Source organism: Burkholderia sp. NLJ2, from assembly GCF_049487195.1.
Lineage (GTDB): Bacteria > Pseudomonadota > Gammaproteobacteria > Burkholderiales > Burkholderiaceae > Burkholderia > Burkholderia pyrrocinia.
Window position 1 is genome coordinate 1,656,639 of record NZ_CP137810.1, and the last position, 18,101, is coordinate 1,674,739.

At 68.8% G+C, this 18,101-nt stretch carries 18 protein-coding genes and 1 pseudogene; 10 read left to right on the forward strand and 9 right to left on the reverse strand.

What is annotated here, in order from left to right; genetic code table 11:
- Positions 1–104: 104 nt before the first annotated feature.
- Both R9B84_RS29770 and R9B84_RS29775 read right to left on the reverse strand, forming a co-directional pair.
- Positions 105–662, reverse strand: coding sequence for a helix-turn-helix domain-containing protein (locus R9B84_RS29770; protein ID WP_060193345.1), 558 nt, complete (start codon positions 660–662; stop codon positions 105–107).
- Between the two features lie 17 nt (positions 663–679).
- Positions 680–1,969, reverse strand: a complete 1,290-nt coding sequence (locus R9B84_RS29775; protein ID WP_423761060.1) for an NAD(P)/FAD-dependent oxidoreductase — start codon at positions 1,967–1,969, stop codon at positions 680–682.
- 628 nt (positions 1,970–2,597) lie between these two features.
- Between R9B84_RS29775 and R9B84_RS29780 the strand changes: the two genes are divergently transcribed.
- The 9 genes from R9B84_RS29780 to R9B84_RS29820 all read left to right on the forward strand — a co-directional run bounded on the left by R9B84_RS29780 (position 2,598) and on the right by R9B84_RS29820 (position 11,885).
- On the forward strand, positions 2,598–3,746 hold the full coding sequence (locus R9B84_RS29780) for an acyl-CoA dehydrogenase family protein (RefSeq protein WP_423761061.1): 1,149 nt from the start codon (positions 2,598–2,600) through the stop codon (positions 3,744–3,746).
- 36 nt (positions 3,747–3,782) lie between these two features.
- Entirely contained in the window at positions 3,783–4,187 is a 405-nt protein-coding gene (locus R9B84_RS29785; protein WP_034180561.1) for a thioesterase family protein, read from the forward strand.
- A gap of 17 nt (positions 4,188–4,204) precedes the next feature.
- On the forward strand, positions 4,205–5,224 hold the full coding sequence (locus R9B84_RS29790; RefSeq protein ID WP_423761062.1) for an NAD(P)H-dependent flavin oxidoreductase: 1,020 nt from the start codon (positions 4,205–4,207) through the stop codon (positions 5,222–5,224).
- Positions 5,221–6,360, forward strand: a complete 1,140-nt coding sequence (pheA, locus tag R9B84_RS29795) for a prephenate dehydratase (protein ID WP_423761063.1) — start codon at positions 5,221–5,223, stop codon at positions 6,358–6,360. The genes R9B84_RS29790 and pheA overlap by 4 nt, the downstream gene beginning before the upstream one ends.
- The gene (locus R9B84_RS29800; RefSeq protein WP_423761064.1) at positions 6,360–7,031 is read left to right on the forward strand and encodes a hypothetical protein; all 672 of its coding nucleotides are present in this window, start codon (positions 6,360–6,362) and stop codon (positions 7,029–7,031) included. Before pheA ends, R9B84_RS29800 begins: the two co-directional genes overlap by 1 nt.
- Positions 7,028–7,552 (forward strand): shikimate kinase, encoded by a 525-nt coding sequence (locus R9B84_RS29805; RefSeq protein WP_423761065.1) that lies wholly within the window; start codon positions 7,028–7,030, stop codon positions 7,550–7,552. Before R9B84_RS29800 ends, R9B84_RS29805 begins: the two co-directional genes overlap by 4 nt.
- A 153-nt stretch (positions 7,553–7,705) precedes the next feature.
- On the forward strand, positions 7,706–9,148 hold the full coding sequence (locus R9B84_RS29810; RefSeq protein ID WP_423761066.1) for an efflux transporter outer membrane subunit: 1,443 nt from the start codon (positions 7,706–7,708) through the stop codon (positions 9,146–9,148).
- Positions 9,145–10,344 carry an efflux RND transporter periplasmic adaptor subunit gene (locus tag R9B84_RS29815; protein ID WP_423761067.1) on the forward strand — a complete coding sequence of 400 codons (1,200 nt, stop codon included), beginning with the start codon at positions 9,145–9,147 and terminating at the stop codon, positions 10,342–10,344. Before R9B84_RS29810 ends, R9B84_RS29815 begins: the two co-directional genes overlap by 4 nt.
- 2 nt (positions 10,345–10,346) lie before the next feature.
- Positions 10,347–11,885 (forward strand): DHA2 family efflux MFS transporter permease subunit, encoded by a 1,539-nt coding sequence (locus R9B84_RS29820; protein WP_423761068.1) that lies wholly within the window; start codon positions 10,347–10,349, stop codon positions 11,883–11,885.
- A 399-nt stretch (positions 11,886–12,284) separates the two neighbouring features.
- On the opposite strand, the gene R9B84_RS29825 is transcribed toward R9B84_RS29820, so the two are convergent.
- From R9B84_RS29825 to R9B84_RS29845, 5 genes are read right to left on the reverse strand one after another with little or no spacing between them, the layout of a single operon-like run.
- Entirely contained in the window at positions 12,285–12,596 is a 312-nt protein-coding gene (locus R9B84_RS29825) for a DUF1330 domain-containing protein (protein ID WP_423761069.1), read from the reverse strand.
- On the reverse strand, positions 12,593–12,943 hold the full coding sequence (locus R9B84_RS29830) for a non-heme iron oxygenase ferredoxin subunit (RefSeq protein WP_423761070.1): 351 nt from the start codon (positions 12,941–12,943) through the stop codon (positions 12,593–12,595). The genes R9B84_RS29825 and R9B84_RS29830 overlap by 4 nt, the downstream gene beginning before the upstream one ends.
- A 14-nt stretch (positions 12,944–12,957) precedes the next feature.
- Entirely contained in the window at positions 12,958–13,485 is a 528-nt protein-coding gene (locus tag R9B84_RS29835; protein WP_423761071.1) for an aromatic-ring-hydroxylating dioxygenase subunit beta, read from the reverse strand.
- Complete coding sequence (locus tag R9B84_RS29840; RefSeq protein ID WP_047902669.1) at positions 13,486–14,745, reverse strand: aromatic ring-hydroxylating oxygenase subunit alpha; 1,260 nt, start codon at positions 14,743–14,745, stop codon at positions 13,486–13,488.
- Positions 14,746–14,758: 13 nt separating this feature from the next.
- Complete coding sequence (locus R9B84_RS29845) at positions 14,759–15,865, reverse strand: 3-deoxy-7-phosphoheptulonate synthase (protein WP_423761072.1); 1,107 nt, start codon at positions 15,863–15,865, stop codon at positions 14,759–14,761.
- Positions 15,866–16,072: 207 nt separating this feature from the next.
- Between R9B84_RS29845 and R9B84_RS29850 the strand changes: the two genes are divergently transcribed.
- On the forward strand, positions 16,073–16,513 hold the full coding sequence (locus tag R9B84_RS29850) for an acyl-CoA thioesterase (RefSeq protein WP_423761073.1): 441 nt from the start codon (positions 16,073–16,075) through the stop codon (positions 16,511–16,513).
- A gap of 41 nt (positions 16,514–16,554) precedes the next feature.
- Here the strand turns inward: R9B84_RS29850 and R9B84_RS29855 are convergent.
- Positions 16,555–16,764: pseudogene (locus tag R9B84_RS29855) on the reverse strand (LuxR C-terminal-related transcriptional regulator); the annotation flags it as partial.
- A gap of 319 nt (positions 16,765–17,083) precedes the next feature.
- Positions 17,084–17,998, reverse strand: a complete 915-nt coding sequence (locus tag R9B84_RS29860) for a LysR family transcriptional regulator (protein ID WP_423761074.1) — start codon at positions 17,996–17,998, stop codon at positions 17,084–17,086.
- Between the last annotated feature and the right edge of the window lie 103 nt (positions 17,999–18,101).

Genomic DNA, 18,101 nt, shown 5'->3' on the forward strand with positions numbered 1-18,101 from the left:
CGGATTCATGCGGCACACCGGGCAACCCATGCCGCATTTCAATCAGTACTGCAAACATGCTGCGCGGCGCGGCGGCCTGCGACACCGCCCGCCCCGCCGACAACTCAGGTGAACACCCAGATCACGCGCGTCGGCGCGTCGGTCAGGTTGGCATAACGGAACCGCTTGTGCGCGGGAAGCTGGAACGCATCGTTCGCGCCGAGCGTGACGGGTGTGTCGTCGCCGTCGATCCAGATCGTCAGTTCTCCTTCGAGCACGAAGCCGCCCTGCTCGTCGCTGTCGTCGACAGGTCGCTCGCCGCTGCTCGCGCCCGGCGCGAGATGGCTTTCGAGGATCGAGAAACGCGAGCGCATGTTCGGCGACACGAGGATGTCGGTAATGCCGGCCGCGTAATACACGGTGCGCCGCTCGTCGGGCCGCGTGACCCACGGCACGCTACGCGGCTTGCTCAGGCTGTAGAAATACGTGGTCGGCACGCCGAGCGCCTCGCCGATCGCGGTCAGATCCGCGACCGTCGGGCGCGACAGCCCGCGCTCGACCTGCGACAGAAAGCCGACCGAGCGGCCGATCCGCTCGGCGAGGTCGTTCAGCGTGACCTTGCGATGCTTGCGCAGATCGCGGATCAGGATCGCCAGACTTTCTATCTCTTCCTGTTCGTTCATGATGGGTTCCGATACGGTCAAACGGTGTCGCGCAAACGGTACCAGGCCTTGCCGATCGCTTCCAGCGGCGCGGCGAGCCGGTCGCCGCCGGGGAAGCGCGGGTTGCGGATGCGCTGGTACTGCGCGAGCAGGCGCTCGTCGCCGAGCACGGCGTCGGCGACCGCGCGCGCACCGGCGAGCGTCGGCAGCACGCCGTGCCCCGAGAAACCCTGCAGCCAGAAACGCTGCCCGTGGCGGCCGATGTCCGGCGTGCGGCGCATGCTGATGTCGATATGGCCGCCCCACGCGTAATCGAGCGGCACGCCGGCCAGTTGCGGGAACACGCGCTCGAGGTGCGGGCGCGTCGCCGCCGCGATATCGGCCGGGATGCCGCCGAGATACGTGCAGCCTCCGCCGAACAGCAGCCGGTGGTCGGGGCTCAGCCGGAAGTAGTCGGGCACGAACTGGTTGTCGATCACGCAACTGTTCTGCGGCAGCAGCGCACGCGCGACGTCGGGCGCGAGCGGCGCGGTCGCGACCTGGTACGTGCCGACCGGCAGCAGCCGGCGTGCCAGGTCGCGATCGAGCCGGTCGACGTACGCATTGCAGGCAAGTACGAGCACGTCCGCGCGCACTTCGCCGCGCGCCGTCCGGGCGATGTGGCCGCCGGGCGTCTCACGACAGTCGAGCACGCGGCTCTGCTCGAAGATGCGGCCGCCCGCGCGCTCGATCGTCTGCGCGAGGCCGAGCGCGAGTTTCAGCGGATTCAGGTGGCCGGCTTCCGGATCGTGGAGCGCCGCGAGATAGCGCGTGCCGCCGATCCATTCGGGCATCTCGTCACGCCCGATCACGCGCAGCCGGTCGTAGCCCCAGCGCTCGGCCGCCTCGTCGCGGGCCTGCGCGAGCATCGCGACGCGGCGCGGCCGCACCGCGGCCCACAGGCTGCCGGGCCGGTAGTCGATGTCGAAGCCGTGCCGTTCCGGCAGTTCGCGCACCTCCGCCGCGGCCCAGCGCATGCTGTCCCATAGCAGGCGCGCGCCGTCGCGGCCGAGCGAATCCTCGAGCGGCTGCATGTCGCACGACCAGCCGAGCAGCGCCTGCCCGCCGTTGCGGCCCGACGCGGCCCACGCGACGCGGCTCGCCTCCAGCACGACGACGCGCTTGCCGGCGAGCGCGAGGCGCAATGCCGTATGCAGCCCGCTGAAGCCCGCGCCGACCACCAGCACGTCGGCGTCGATGCGCTCGTCCAGTTCCGGACGATGCGGGATCGGCGCCGGGTAGGTGCCGGCGTAGTAGCTTGCGACGTGACGGTCGGACTGCACGAACATGCGGACTCCCGTGAAATTCAAACCACGAAATTTCATGAAAAATTAGCACGACAATTTCATGAGAGCAAGGCGGAACATGATTTCGCCGATCGTCGGAGGAACGGGATCTGGCCCTCCGAATCGTATGACCAATTATTGGCCGCACGTTCCACCGACGAGCGCCCGACGCCCGGCAGGTGTGAGGGCAACGACGCGAGCGCCGGAAATTTGACGCGAGCGCATCGCACGTCATCCGAATAATCTGCAATGCGAAATCAAGCGACTCGACCTGAACGTCGAAGCGTCGGCAACCCGACATCGCGTCGCCATCACGATCGACGCGCGGCAGATCTTTCACCGACCTGCCCGCAATCATCTCCCGTCATCGAAGCGCCACGACGCCACAGACGACGGCACGGCGTGACCGCCATCGTTCGGCTGTCGTCCGACAGCAATCGCTCGCGCCGATGTGCGCGACGGGCGTCACGATCACGTTCGGCAATCGCGCCCCGCCGCCCATCGCATCGCCGATTACGCTCGAATCGTCCGCCGCTGCGCGCCGCCTCGAAGTGCGATAACTGACAGTTTCTCGTCCGGGGGCTTTTCATTAGATTGGTGACACGATCCATGCAAGGTCTCGCTCATCGACATGACTCTCACTGCCAGCGAAGCACAGCCCACGACGACCGCCACGTACCGGGACATCGCCGAACGCCATGCGCGGTCCGCCCCTTCCGGCGCGTTCCATCGCGATGCATGGGATGCGTTGTCCGACGCGGGACTGTGGCGCCTGCCGGTACCGCGCGAACTCGGCGGCGCGGGCGGCACGTGGCACGATTTCGTCGATGCGTTCGAAGCGATCGCCGCGGCGCTGCGCTCCGTCGGCTTCGCGATGGCGCTCGCCAACCAGGCGACGCTGATTCGCGCGATCGTCGCATACGGTTCCGACGCGCAGCGCGCGCGGCATCTGCCGCCGCTGCTGTCCGGCGCGATCGGCGCCACGGCGATCTCGGAGAAAGGCACCGGCACCGAAGTACGCGCGCTCGAAACGTGCGTCGTTCGCGACGGCGACCACTACCGGCTCGACGGCCACAAGTACAACATCAGCCATGCACCCGAAGCACGCCTGATGATGATCGTCGCGACCCTGACCGGCGACGCCAAGCCGGCCACCGCGCTGGTGCTGATCGATCCCGAACGCGCAGGCGTGCAGCGCAGCGCGCCGCAGGCGACGCTCGGCGTCGCGGATCTGCCGATCGGAGACCTTACGTTGTCCGGCGTGCGCATCGACGCAGACGAACTGCTCGGCGCGCCCGGCGACGGACTGCGCCTGCTGATGGACATCGCGTCGATGAATCGCGCGCTGTTCGGCCTGCTGTGCGCGAACGTCACCCAGCCGTTCCTCGCCGACGCGCTCGCACACGCCGGCGCCCGCAAGACGCTCGGTGTCGCGCTGGACACCCATCAGCACGTGCAGCGCCGGCTGGTCGATGTCCAGGTCGGCATCGAACGCACGCGCTGGACGGCGCGCGCGGCGCTCGATCAACTCGTCGGGCAACGTCCCGAAGCGCTCGCGAACTGCTCGATCGCGAAGCTCGCGGGCGCGCGCGATCTCGCGCAGGCCGCGCTGCACCTGCTCGCGATTCACGGCAGCGATGGCTACCGGCGCGGCCCGCTCGCCACCTTCGTCGCCGACGCACTCGCGATGGGCTCGGCCGGCGGCACCGAGGAAATGCATTACCGGAACATCTTCAGCCAGATGCAACGACGCGCGGCCGCCACGGCGCGCGCGGCGTAACCGCTCACCCTTCCATCACCCCTTCAGGAGCTGACCTTGACTATCCAGACTGGCCTGCGCGCCCGCGCCACCCACCGCGTCGACACGATTTCGCTCGCCGATCAATGGGGAGGCGAAGCGCACGCGCTCGCGAGCCCGATCATGATCATCTTCATCGAACAGACCTGCATGCAGGCGACCGACCATCTGCTGCCGGCCGGGCAGATGACGGTCGGCTACAACTTCGAGATCAAGCATCTCGCACCGACACCGCCCGAATGGGACGTGACGATCGACGCCGAACTGATCGAGGTCGACGGCCGCATGATGACGTACCGGGTCGAGGTGCGCGACGCGGTGGGCGTCGTCGGCGAAGGCGTGCATACGCGCTGCGCCGTCAGCCGCGACGGCTTCCACCGCCGTCTGGACGAGCGGCGCGACAGCGCGGCGCTCGCGCGCTAACGAGCCGGAGCCCGACCATGATTCCGCTTCCGCTGCAGGGTCTCCGGCTGCCGGTGATTGCGTCTCCGATGCTGATTGCAAGCTATCCCGAGATGGTGCTCGCCCAGTGCAAGAGCGGGATCGTCGGCGCATTTCCGGCGCTCAACGCGCGGCTCAGCGCGCAGCTCGGCGACTGGATCGACACGATCGACGGCACGCTGCGCGCGTACCGGGATGCCCATCCCGATGCGCCGGTCGGCCCGTACGCGGTCAACCATATCTGCCATCCGTCGAATCCGCGCGTCGAACAGGACCTGCGCATCTGCATCGACCGGCGCGTGCCGCTGATGATCACGAGCCTGCGCGCACCGTCGCGCGACGTCGTCGATGCGATCCACGCTTACGGCGGGATCGTGCTGCACGACGTCACGACGGTGCGACATGCGCAGAAGGCGCTGGAGGCCGGCGTCGACGGCCTCGTCCTCGTCGCGGCGGGTGCGGGCGGCCACGCCGGCACGCTGTCGCCGTTTGCGCTGGTCACGGAAGTGCGGCGCTTCTACGACGGCTTCATCGCGCTGTCCGGTGCGATCGCGACAGGCGACGCAATCGCCGCCGCGCGCGCGCTCGGCGCCGACTTCGCGTATATCGGCACGCGCTTCCTGGCGTCGCACGAAGCCAACGTGGTGCAGCGCTACAAGGACACGATCGTCGAAGCCAACGCTGCCGACATCATCTACACCGACGCATTCACCGGCGTCCACGGCAACTACCTGCGCCAGAGCATCGAGGCGGCCGGGCTCGACGCGCGCCGGCTCGCACGGGTCGACGGCGCGCAGCTCGATTTCTCGCCGGACGGCGGCGCGAAGCAGTGGCGCGACATCTGGGGGGCCGGCCAGGGCGTCGGCGCGATGGATGCGGTACTCAGCGTCGCCGAGATCGTCGAACGGCTCGCGGCCGAATACGAGCGCGCCGTCGCGCGCATGCAGCCGGGCACGGCCGCGCACTTCGCCACGCACCGGCCGGCCGTTTCCCCGACTTCACGGATCGACACGCCATGACGCCGTCCGAACTTGCCGCCCCGTCGTCCGTCGACGATGCGATCGCGCGCCGCCGCGCGCAGATCGACGTGATCGACGACCAGCTTCTCGAGCTGATCGGCCAGCGCATCGTTCACGCCACCGAGATCGGTCATCTCAAGCGGGATGCGGGGCTCGCGGTGCGGCAGCCTGCCCGCGAAGCGTCGATCGTCGCCGCGCTGTGCACGCGTGCGCCGTGGGGGCTGCGCGACCGCGATCTGCGCGCCATCTGGCAGACGCTGTTCAGCGCGAGCCGCGACGCGCAATCGCTGCCGTCCGTCGCGTTCCTCGGCCCGTCGGGCACCTACACCGAAACCGCGATGCTGCGTCACTTCGGCGAGTTCGCCCGCGGGCAGGCGCACGAGACGATCGACGCCGTATTCGAAGCGCTCGCGTGCGGCGACGCGGAATGCGCGGTCGTGCCGGTCGAGAATTCCTCCGAAGGCAGCGTGACCCGCACGCTCGACCTGCTGATCGCGCAAGCGGCGCCCGTCACGGGCGAGATCGAACTGCCGGTCGCGCACTGCCTGCTGAGCGCCAGCGGATCGCTCGCCGGCGTCGACAGCGTGGTCGGTCATCCGCAGGCGCTCGCGCAATGCCGCGCGTGGCTCGACGCGCATGCGCCCGGCCTGCGCCGCATCCCGGTGTCCAGCAACGCGGTGGCCGCGCGCGAGGCCGCGCACCTGTACGACTGCGCGGCGATCGCCGGCGAACCGGCGGCCGCACTCTACGGACTGCGAATCGTCTCCCGCGCGATCCAGGATCACCCGGACAACCGCACGCGCTTCGTGATCGTCGGCGGCCAGGCGCCCGCCCCGACCGGCCACGACCGCACGAGCATCGTGCTGCGGCCGACCGATGCGCCCGACGCGCTCGCGCGCGTATTCGATGCGCTCGCCCACCACCGCGCACCGCTGCTGTGGGTCGACGTGCGCCCGGCACGGGGCACCGGCCATGCGTATCGGTACTGCATCGATTTCGGCGGGCACCCGCGCGATCCGAACGTGCGCGCGGCGCTCGACGAGATTGCGCTCGCCGCTTCCGAACTGCGCGTCCTCGGCGCCTATCCGCGTGCCGCGGGCGGCACCGACGGGCACGCCGACGGCCCGGCCGCGTGATGACGACGGCGCCCGCTTCGTCCCGCGTCGCCGCCCGGCTGCTCGCGATTCGCGACGGTCGCGCCGATCGCCTGCTCGTGCTGTGCGGCATCGCCGCGGCGGGCTGCCTGCCGCTCGCCGCCGGACGTTGGCTGCGCGCGCTGCGCGCCGAATACGACGACGAACTGGAGCTGCTGCCGTTCGTGCGCGGCACGCCGGATGCCGCCGGCACCGCGTGCCTGCTGCGGCGCTGCGCGCGGCTCCAGCTTCCGGCGGTGGCGATCGGCAACACCGCGGCGACCGCCTATGGCCGCTGGCGCGCGTGCCTGCCCGCGGCGCCGCTGACCTGGCGGGTGCTCGAAACGTCCGCGGCACGGCCCGCGGCGCCGCTGCCCGGCGGCTTGCTGGCGCGCTGGCCGGCACGCGCGGCCGAGCCGGTCGACTGGCCACGCTCGCGCCGCGTCGTTGCCGATCTCGGCGCTGCGTCGCCAGCACTTGGCGCCCGAATCGGCGCGCTCGCCGACGCACTGTGCGACGGCACGCTCGTGGTCGCCGGCATCGCGCTGGACACGGCCCCCGCCGCGCCTCACACCTTCATCACCGATGCGCTGGACCCGCTCGCCAACTACGTCCGGATGCAGCGCATCGCCGCCGTGACGCGCCGCGCCCCGTCGCTGCGGAGCCGCCTGTGAGTGCGCGCCCGCAGGCCGGCCCGACGCGCATCGCGCTCGTCGGCATGCCCGGCGCCGGCAAGACGACCCTCGGCAGCGCACTGGCCCGCGCGCTCGCGCTGCCGTTCGTCGACGCCGACCGCGAACTCGAACGCCGCTTCGGCGCGCCCGTCGCGGCGCAATTCCATGCGGGCGACTTCCGCGCGCGCGAAGCCGACGTCATCGACGCGCTGACGCGCGGGCCGGCGCTCGTGCTTGCGACCGGCGGCGGCGCCGTGCTGCGCGATGACACGCGCGCCCGGCTCGGCCAGCGCTGTTTCGTGATCCATCTCGCGAGCGATCTCGACACCCTGTGGCACCGCACACGTAACGACGCGTCCCGCCCGTTGCTGAACGTCGCCGACCCGCGCGCGGCGCTCGCCGCGCTGCACGACGCGCGCGAATCGCTGTACCACGCCTGCGCGCACTGCCGCATCGACACCTCAGGCCAGTCCGTCGCCCAAACGCTCGCGGCAGCGCTCGACGCGCTCGCGATGGCGTAACCCGCGCGACCTTATCCGTCCCCTTCAGCGGTTTCAACGATGCCGGCCGGCTCGGCCGAACTGCCATTTCTGCCAGTTGCCGATCGCCAAATAATATCTAAAGATATATTTTTAGATACAAATCGTTCGCCATCGCGTCACAGGAGACCGACCATGCCCTTCCTCATCGACCGAGCGCGCGGCGCCCGCCGCCTGGTTCCCGCGCTTGCGCTTGCGCTCGCCGGCTGCGCCCCGTTCGGCCCGCAACGTCCGGCGGCCCGGATCACCCCTGTCGAGCAGCTCGATGCGGGCGCCGCGATCCGCTCCGCCGGCGCCGGCTCGCCGACGATCGCCGAACGCTGGTGGACCGCGTTCGGTGATGCACAGCTGGATCGTCTCGTCGACGATGCGCTGGCCGGCGCACCGACGCTGCAGGCGCAGCGCGAACGCGTCGCGCAGGCGCTGGCCGACACCGACGTCGAAAACGCCGCGCTGCTGCCGCAGCTCGGCGCGACGGTGAGCGCAGTGCCGACGCGCCTGCCGGGCAGCTACCGGACGCCGCCGCCCGCGGCCGGACACTGGCAGGTCGACGCGCAGGCGCTCCTCGGCGCGTCGTGGGATCTCGACATCGCCGGCCGGCAGCACGCGCTGGCGCGCGCCGCCGCGCTGCGCGCGGACCAGCAGCGCGCGCTCGAGCACGCGGCCACCGTGTCGCTGCAGGCGGCGATCGTCGAAACCTATCTGCAGCTCGCGCTCGAACAGCAACTGCTCGCGATCGCACGCGATACGCTGCAGCAACACAGCTATCTGCTCCGCCTCACGTCGCAACGCGCCGATGCCGGTCTCGACATGCAGGTCGCCGTGCTCAGGGCGAGCGAACCCATCCCGCACGCACAGGCCGACATCAACACGCATGCGGCCGCGTCGGCCCGGCTGCGCCACCGGCTCGCCGCGCTCGTCGGCCGGGGGCCCGGTTACGCCGATGCGCTGACGCCCGCCGCGCCGCCGGCGGCCGAGCTGCCGATGCCGGCCGTCCTGCCCGCGGCGCTGATCGGCCGCCGGCCGGACGTGCTGGCCGCGCGCTACCGGGTCGAAGCCGAAGCGGCGAACATCGACGCGGCGCGCGCCGCGTTCTATCCGGACGTCAACCTGCTGGCCTTCGCCGGCGTGCAGAGCTTCGGCTTCCGCGCGCTGTTCCACGGCAACAGCGGCACGTTCGGCGCGGGCCCCGCGATCACGCTGCCGATTTTCGAGGGCGGCCGCCTGCGCGCCGGCCTGCGCGCGCAAACCGCCGCCTACAACGCCGCCGTCGCGGGGTACGACGACACGGTCGTCAACGCGCTCGCGCAGGTCAGCGACACCCTCGTCCAGATCGACACGCTCGGCCGGCAGCGCGCGCTTCAGCGCGAGGCGCTGTCGCGCGCGCAACAGACCTACGCCATCGAGACGCAGCGCTACCGGAAAGGCATTTCCGGCTACCTCGACGTCCTGCTCGCCGAAGGCCGGCTGCTCGAGGATCGCGCATCGGTCGCCCGTGCGGATGCGTCGTTCGCGATCGAGCATGCCCGCCTGATCGCCGCGCTCGGCGGCACCCCTTCCACTGGAGTCACGCAATGAACCGTCCCGAATCCCCCGCTGCCGAGCCGACGCTGCAACGCGCGCGCCGGCGCTACTTCCGCTGGTTCTTCATCGCGCTCGCCGGCGCGGCCGGCCTCGCCGCCGCCGCGTGGGTCACCACGCGCGGCACCGAGACGACCGACGATGCGTACGTGTCCGGCGACGTCGTGCAGATCTCGCCGCAGATCGGCGGCACCGTCGACGCAGTGCGCGTGCAGAACGCCGACTGGGTCCGTCCCGGCGACCTGCTGTTCAGCGTCGACAAGACCGATGCCCGGCTCGCGCTGGACGAAGCGGTCGCGCAACTCGCGCACGCGGTGCGCCAATACCGCACCGCGCATGCGGACGCGGTGCGCGAAGAAGCGCAGATCCGGGTGCGGCGCACCGAATGGTCCAAGGCGAACGACGACCTGCAGCGCCGGCTGAGCCTCGCGCAAGACGGCGGCGTGTCGCGCGAGGATCTGCGCCATGCGCGGGATGCGATGGACGGCGCGGCGGCCGCGCTGAACGCGCAGCAGGCCGCGTACGACGCGACGCTCGCGCACACCGACGGCACGTCGATCGACACGAACCCGCTCGTGCGCGCGGCGGCGTCCCGCGTCCGCAGCGCGGCGCTCGCGCTGCGCCGCACCGAAATACGCGCGCCGCTCGGCGGGCTCGTCACGCGCCGGGTCGTGCAGGTCGGCCAGCACGTGTCGCCCGGCACGCCGTCGCTGGCGCTCGTGCCGCTCGATCACGTGTGGGTCGAAGCCAACTTCAAGGAATCGCAGCTGCGCGGCATGCGCGCCGGGCAGCAGGTCGAGCTGTTCTCGGACCTGTACGGCAGCAACGTGGTGTTCCACGGGCGCGTCGTCGGGCTCGAAGCCGGCACCGGCGCTGCCTTTGCGGCCGTGCCCGCGCAGAACGCGACCGGCAACTGGATCAAGGTCGTCCAGCGCGTGCCGGTCCGGATCGCGCTCGATCCCGCCGAGCTGCGCGCGCACCCGCTGCGCATCGGCCTGTCGATGACGGCATCGGTGCCGGTCGATCACGGCCCCGGCACCGCATCGGCGTCGCCGCCCGCCCGTCCGCCCGAAGCGCGCCGGTCGATCGACGCCACGTCGATCTATCGTGACGACGACGAAGCGGGCGATGCGCTCGTCGCCGAGACGATTCGCGCGAACAGCGGCGCGCGCCCGCTCGCCCCGGGAGCCTGACGATGCGCTTTTTCGCCCGGAACGCGGCGCCGAAACTGCCGCTGGAACCGCTCGCCGGCATGCCGCTGGCGCTCGTCGCGATCGCGGTCAGCGTCGCGAATTTCATGCAGACGCTCGACCTGACGATCGCGAACGTCGCCGTCCCGACCATCGCAGGCGATCTCGGCGTCGCACCGGACATGGGCACGTGGATGCTGACCTCGTTCGCGACGCCGCTCGCGATCACGCTGCCGCTCACCGGCTGGCTCACGCAGCGCTTCGGCCAGGTGCGGCTGTTCCGCGTGTCGGTGATGCTGTTCGTGCTCACGTCGGTCCTGTGCGGGATGGCGCCGAACTTCGAGTCGCTGCTGCTGTTTCGCGCGCTCCAGGGCGCCGCGTCGGGCCCGATCACCGCGCTGTCCCAGGCGCTGCTGCTCGCGGTGTTCCCGTCGACGCGCCGCCACGTCGCACTGGCCGTGTGGCAGACCACGACGTTCGTCGCGCCGGTGCTCGGGCCGATCGCCGGCGGCTGGATCACCGACAACCTGAGCTGGCCGTACATCTTCTACGTGAACGTGCCGCCGGGCGTGCTCGTGCTGGGCGTGCTCGCGCGGCTGCTGGCAGGACGCGACAACGCGACGCGGCGCCTGCCGGTCGACGTCGTCGGGCTGCTGCTGCTCACTGCCGCGTTCGGTTCGTTCCAGCTGCTGCTCGATCGCGGCCAGAACCTCGACTGGTTCGCCTCCGACGAAATCCGCATGCTGGCGGTCGTGGGCGTCGTGTCGTTCGTCGCGCTGATCCTCTGGGAGCTGACCGACAGCCATCCGATCGTCGACCTGCGGCTGTTCGCGGACCGCAACTTCACGACGAGCACGCTCGCGATCACGGTCGGCTTCGGGCTCTACTTCGGCGCGCTGGTGCTCGTGCCGCTGTGGCTGCAAACCCAGCAGGGATACACGGCCACCTGGGCCGGCATCGCCACCTCGCCGCTCGGCCTCGCGGGGATCGTGATCGCGCCGCTGCTCGGCCGCTTCCAGGGCCGCACCGACCCGCGCCTGCTCGCGACCGTCGCGCTCGTCGGCTGGGGCGCCGCCTCGTTCTGGCGCATGCATTTCAACAGCGACGTGACGGTCGGCGACATCGCCGCCAATTCGCTGCTGATGGGCGCCGCCACCGCGTTCTTCATCACGCCGCTCGTGTCGCTTTCGCTCGCCGGGCTGCCCCGCGAGCGGCTGCCCGCGGCGTCCGGGCTGCAGAACGCGCTGCGGCGGATCGGCACCAGCGTCGCGACCTCGGTCGCGCCGACCTACTTCGAGCGTCGTTCCCGCGTGCACACCACCTATCTCGTCGACCACATCACGCCGTACGATTTCGCGTCCGGCGACTGGTTCGCGCGGCTCGATCACGCGGGGCTGTCGCCGTCCGGCGCGCTCGCGTCGGTCTCGCATGCGATCGACGTCGAAGCGCACATGCTCGCGCTGAACGACTTCTCGTTCGGCTGCCTGCTGCTGTTCGGCGCGACGCTGCTGACGGTCTGGTCGATCCGCTACCGCCATGCGTGACGCGTGAGCCGCGGCCGCCGGCCGCGGCTCACACCGTTTGCGACACGTTCCGCTTCCTCCGCTTCGAAGAACGCGCGCCGCGATCGCAGCGACGTTCGATCATGACGGCGCTTCGATGCGCCGCCCTGACAGCAAAGCGCGCCCGCGCATGCCGTTGCCACCGCGTGCGCCGGGCAACGGCATGGGTGAAAACGTGCGAGGGGAACTATCCGGAACCCGTCTCGCCCGACGGGCGCGACTGACCGGGTAACCGGGCCGCCGACAGGCGGCTGAGGTATCGGCCGGATCGCATCGCCATCACCGACGAATCGATCGTGCCGGTCGCGCTCGACGGCACCTCGAATGAAAAAGGGGCTCCGCGCCGATCGACACGGCGCGAAGCCCCTTCACCTGCACCGCTTAACGCGGATCGCCGGCGGCCGGCACGTAGCCGTCGGCCAGGATGCCGATCGTCCGCGCCGCCGGCTCGCGCAGCCGCTTCGCCGCCTGATAGCCCTCCGACCGATACCACTCGCGGGCGCGCTCCGCCGACTCGAATTCGAGCACGACGACACGCTTCGGCGTCCAGTCTCCTTCCAGCGTCTCGACTTCGACGCCGCGCACCAGGAAGCGCCCGCCGTACGCGGCCACCGTCGGCGCGCCGAGCCGGCGGTACGCCTGGTATGCGTCGACGTCGTGCACGTCGATATCGAACACCACGTACGCGCTCATGATCGCGCCTCCGCCGGCGCCGCCGCATCGGCCGACGCGAGCTGTACGAACACGCGGCCGTTCTCGATCTTCACCGGATAGGTGCGCACGCACGTCGTCAGCGGCGCGCACAGCGCAATGCCGGTCCGCACGCTGAAGCGCCCCTGATGCAGCGGGCACTCGATCTCGTCGTCGAGCAGGAAACCGTCGCTCAGTCGCGCGTCGCCGTGCGTGCACTGGTTCTCGGTCGCGAAGATCTCGTCGCCGACCGCATACAGCGCGATGTCGCGGCCGCCCACCCAGGCGCCGAGTATTCCGTCGGTGCGCACCGCTTCCGGCGCGACCGCATCGATCCATTCCGTCGTCACTTTCGGCACCTCGTTCAGATCGGGAAAATCAGCGAGTTCGGAATCATCTCGCTGTCGTAGACGCAAATGCGCGACGCGAAACGCAGCCCCTGCGGCGTCCGCACGATCCGGTCCAGATAGCGCCCCGTGTTGTACACGTCGCTCATCTGCTCGGTCTTCGTGCGCAGCACCGCGTAGTTCGTCTCAGCCTCGATCACCGTGTCGTCGAGATACGTGACGAGCGGCAGCCCGATCACGTGGCGCTGGTAGTACGGGTCGAAGAACAGCGTCTCCTTGATCCCGTAGACGCGGTCCTTCAGCATGCCCTTGCTCTCGAAATCCATCACCGCGAGCGGCAGGTTGCGCTCGTGGTTCTCGCGCGGCACCACCGTGTACCGGCATTGCTCGATGAAGAATTCCGGCCATGCGTCCCAGTCGCCGCCGTCGAGCACGGCCGCATACCGCGCATTGAGCTGGACGAGCGAATAGAAATCCTCGAAGCTCGCGCCGCCCGCGTGCGGCTCGGCGGCCGGCCGGCCCGTTCGTGTCGTGATCGTGCTCATTCAGGCCTCCATCACTTGGCGCCAGTACTGGTACATGCCGCGCACCAGCGTTTCGCTGACCATATGGTCGGTCTGCTCGTCGATCTGCCGGCCGCCGAGCTCGTTGTAGACGTTGCCGTGCTGGATCTGCTCGAAGCTCTGCTGCACGCATTCGATGACCTCGCCGTCGTCCGCCGACACGAAGCCGGCCGGCCCGAACAGATTGGCCTGGCGCAGACGGCGCCGCGTCATCTCCTCGGTGTCGGTCTCGAAGCCGAAATGCGTCCACACGTAGTCGAACACGCCCGGGCTGATCGGCCGGATGCGACGCGTCGACAGCGCATTGACCTGCTGCTGGATGATGACGCTCGGCATCAGCGTGAGCATCACGACGGTCGGATCGCCCCACCACGGTTCGTGCACGACATCGAGGAAGCGGTCGTCATGCAACGTCATGCGATCCTTGAAGCTCGTCACGTTGTGGGTCACCTCGCCGCCGCCGCCGCCGCTGCGGATCGACACCATCGCGCCGTGCCGGTGATGCGCGTCGGTCACGAGCTTGGCGGGATTGTCCGCGCGCCACAGGCCGAAGTTGACGAACCACGTATGCAGCAGCCCCGCGTGATACGGATCCTTGATGTTCTCGACCATCAGCTTCCAGTTGCTCGGCACGCGCTGCCGCGTGTAGCCGAGCACGGTCAGCTTCGGGCCGTGGAACAGGCGATCGTAGTAAGGCAGGATGCGCGGCCCGAGGAAATCCTCGAACGACTCGACGTTCTCGTCGAACGACGCGAACACGGCGCCGCCGCGCGTCGACACGCGCAGGCGCCGCAGCGCGTGCTTGCCCGGATCGAAATCCGCCGGCATGCCGCCGTTGATCGTGCCGCCCTGACGCACGCCGCGCCGGAACGGCACGCCGATCAGGTTGCCCTTCAGGTCGTAGTTCCACTGGTGATACGGGCAGTGGAAATCCTTCGCTTTCCCCGAGCGCTCGCGGCAGAACTGCATGCCGCGGTGCGCGCACGCGTTTTCGAAGACGACGATTTCGCCGTCCTCCGTGCGCGTCATCACGACGGATCGCTCGCCGACTTCCGTGCGCTGGAAATCGCCGGGAGACGGCACTTCGGCTTCGAGGCCGATGTAGCACCAGTGATTCGCGTAGAACAGGCGCTCGAGTTCGCGCTGGTACAGCGCTTCACTCGTGTACGCCTCGTATGGCGTGCGGCTGGCGCCGTCGCCTTTCCAGTCGAGCGCGCGGGCGATGTCGATGGGTGAGTTCAAGAGAGCTCCTCTTTCAGTAAGAAACGGCCTGCATCGCGACGGCGGCGCCGTGCGCGATGAAGCCGGCGGGCGAACGCCGCCGCGCAACCGCCGCGGCAGCCAACTGCTCGACGAGCTCGGCCGTGTGATCCCAGCCGAGACATGCGTCGGTAATGCTTTGGCCGAACACCGGCGGCGTGCCCGGCACCAGGTCCTGCCGCCCCTCGACGAGGAACGACTCGATCATCACGCCCACGATCGCGCGCTCCCCGCGATGCAGTTGCGCGGCGAGGTTGCCGCAGACGTCGATCTGCGCGCGCGTCTGCTTGCCGCTGTTGCCATGGCTCGCGTCGATCACGACATACGGGGGAAGATGCGCGTCGCGCAGCGCGGCGCAGGCGGCCGCGACGCTGGCGGCGTCGTAGTTCGGGGTCTTGCCGCCGCGCAGGACGATATGCGTGTCGGGATTGCCGGGCGTGGTCGCGATTTCCACGCTGCCGGCGACGGACGACCTCAGGTAACTGTGCGACACGCGCGACGCGCGGATCGCGTCGATCGCGACCTTCACGTTGCCGTCGGTGCCGTTCTTGAAGCCGACCGGCAGGTCGAGCCCCGATGCCGCCTGGCGATGGATCTGCGATTCGGTCGTCCGCGCGCCGATCGCGCCCCAGGTCACGAGGTCGTCGAGATACGGCGCGGTCATCGGATCGAGAAATTCGGTCGCGGCCGGCAGGCCCAGCGCATTGATGCCGAGCAGCACCTTGCGCGCGACGCGCAGGCCGTCCTCGATCCGGAAACTGCCGTCGAGATACGGGTCGTTCAGGAGCCCTTTCCAGCCGACCGTGGTACGCGGCTTTTCGAAATAGACGCGCATCACGATCTCGAGCACATCGGCGTACCGCTCGCGCAGCGGCGCGAGCCGGCGCGCGAACGCCAGCGCGGCCTCCGCGTCATGGATCGAACACGGGCCGACGATCAGCGCAAGCCGGTCGTCCTCGCCCGCGATGATGCGCGCCAATGCGCGCCGCGCATCGCCGATCGACCGTGCCAGGCCGGGATCGCATGGCAACTCGGCGCGCAACCGCTGCGCACTGATCACCGCCACGCCTTGCGTCAACGCTGCCTCAACGGATTTTTCCATTTAACGCTCCACTCTCGCTGATCGGATGCCGATTTACGGAGGCAATTAAAGCGCGGTCAAATCCCCGGTGATACTGTCATTTATCTCAGAAGCATTTCACATAGTGGATATCTGTGATTTCCGACAGTATTCCGATATGCGGATCACGTCTAACTTAACTCCTGCAAAAACACGTTCTCACCCGCCGTTCTGCCAAGGAGCCTCGTAATGACAAGAAAATATTTTGAAACCCGCATCGACGTGAAGTATCGGGAAACGGACGCGATGGGCCATGTGAGCAGCCCCGTCTATTACGATTATCTGCAGCATGCGTACCTGACCTACATGCACGATCTGCTCGAGCTGCCCTATTCGGAAAAGCTGCCGCACATCATGGTCAAGACCTCGTGCGAATATCTGAAGCCCGCGCAGTACGGCGATACGATCACGGTCCGCAGCAGCGTCACGCGCTTCGGCTCGAAGAGCTTCGAACTGGAATACCTGATGGTGCGCGACGGGCAGGCGGACACCGAGGAATCGGCCGACGATCATGCGGTGGTTGCGCGGGCCGTGTCCACACACGTGATGTTCGACTACGGCAGCAAGACCACGGTGCCGGTGCCGGAAGAGTTCAGGACGCGCGTGCTGTCGTTCCAGGGCGCGATCTGATGCCACAACCGGGGGTCCACGGACGGACGCCCCGGTGCCAATCATGCAAACACGATCAGGCCCATCAACACGGCTTTCACGACCGCATTGGTCTTGTTGCACGCGTTGAGCTTCACAATCGATCTCGAAATATGGAAATTGATCGTGCGCTCGGTCAAGCCGAGAATGACGCCGATCTCATACGCGGTCTTCCCTTCCGCCGCCCATCGCAACACCTCGCATTCGCGCATGCTCAGCGTGACATCCTCGGGTGTCGCTATATTCGCTGCAAACTGAACCATTCGTATCCCCATCCAGAACAAGACGCCAATATGTCAGATTCACGATTTCCAATGCTCACCTCGATTCACATACCCCTCGGATTGGATATTTATTATTTAAAGGCGTCACGAATGTTCGGCGAATTCAAAAGCAACAAACGCCCTGCCTATTATCTCCATTGTTGTCCGAACGGAATCGAGCATACCGAATCGATTTACGCTTCGGAAGATGCGCGAAACGCAATATATCAATGACGTTGACGCGCGCCACCAGGGTTGCATGACGCGTCACATCGAAGCGACCGCGCGACTAGCGGGCGATCGCCTCGGCCACGCGCGGCGCGCAGATACTGCGCACGCAATCGCGCAGCCAGCGATGCGCGGGGTCGCGATCGAAACGCGGGTGCCAGATCTGCGAGACGGTCAGGTCCGCGATCGGCAGCGGCAGCGTAAAGCTGTACATGCCGACGCGGGACCGCTCGGTCTGCCGCTCCGGCACGCTGGCGACGAAGTCCGAGCTGCGCGCGAGCGACAGCGCGGTCGGGAAGCTCGACACGACGGTGGTCACCGAGCGCGCAATGCCGAGAGAATCGAGCAGCGTATCGATCGGGCCGTTGAACTGCCCGCGGCGCGACACGCCCACTTGCGGAAACGACGCGAAGCGTTGCGGCGTGATTTCGCCGGTCGCCAGCGGATGATCCGCGCGGACCACGCCGATGAAGCGGTCGCGAAACAACGCCTGCACGCGCAGCTCCGGGCCGGCCTGGCCGATCACGCCGACTTCGAGATCGATGTCGCCGTTGCGCAGCGCATCGACATGCTTGTTGGGTTTGGGCGCGAAGCGCAGCCGCACGTCGGGCGCGGTGCGCGACGCGTGTTCGAGCAGCGCCGGCGCGAACGTCTCGACGAATGCCTCGTTCGCGCGAATCGAAAACGTGCGCTTGAGCGTACTCATGTCGACCCGTTCGCACGGACACATGACCGACTGCGCCTCCATGACGAGCGCATGCACCCTGTCGCGCAACTCGAGCGCGCGCGGGGTCGGGACGAGATCGCGCCCTGCCCGCACCAGCAACGGGTCGCCCGTCATCACCCGCAGCCGCGCAAGCGAGCGGCTGAGTGCGGACGGACTGAGGCCGAGCGCGTTGGCCGCGCCCACGACGCTGTTCTCGGACAGCAATGCGTCCAGAACGACGAGAAGATTGAGGTCGATGGAAGTCGCCATGTTGCGCCCATGCTGTACTGTCGGGACCGGCCGGCCGATGGGCCAACGGCATCGTGCCTCGGGCGTAGGTGCTCCGTGATTCGCGATATACCGGAAATCGGCA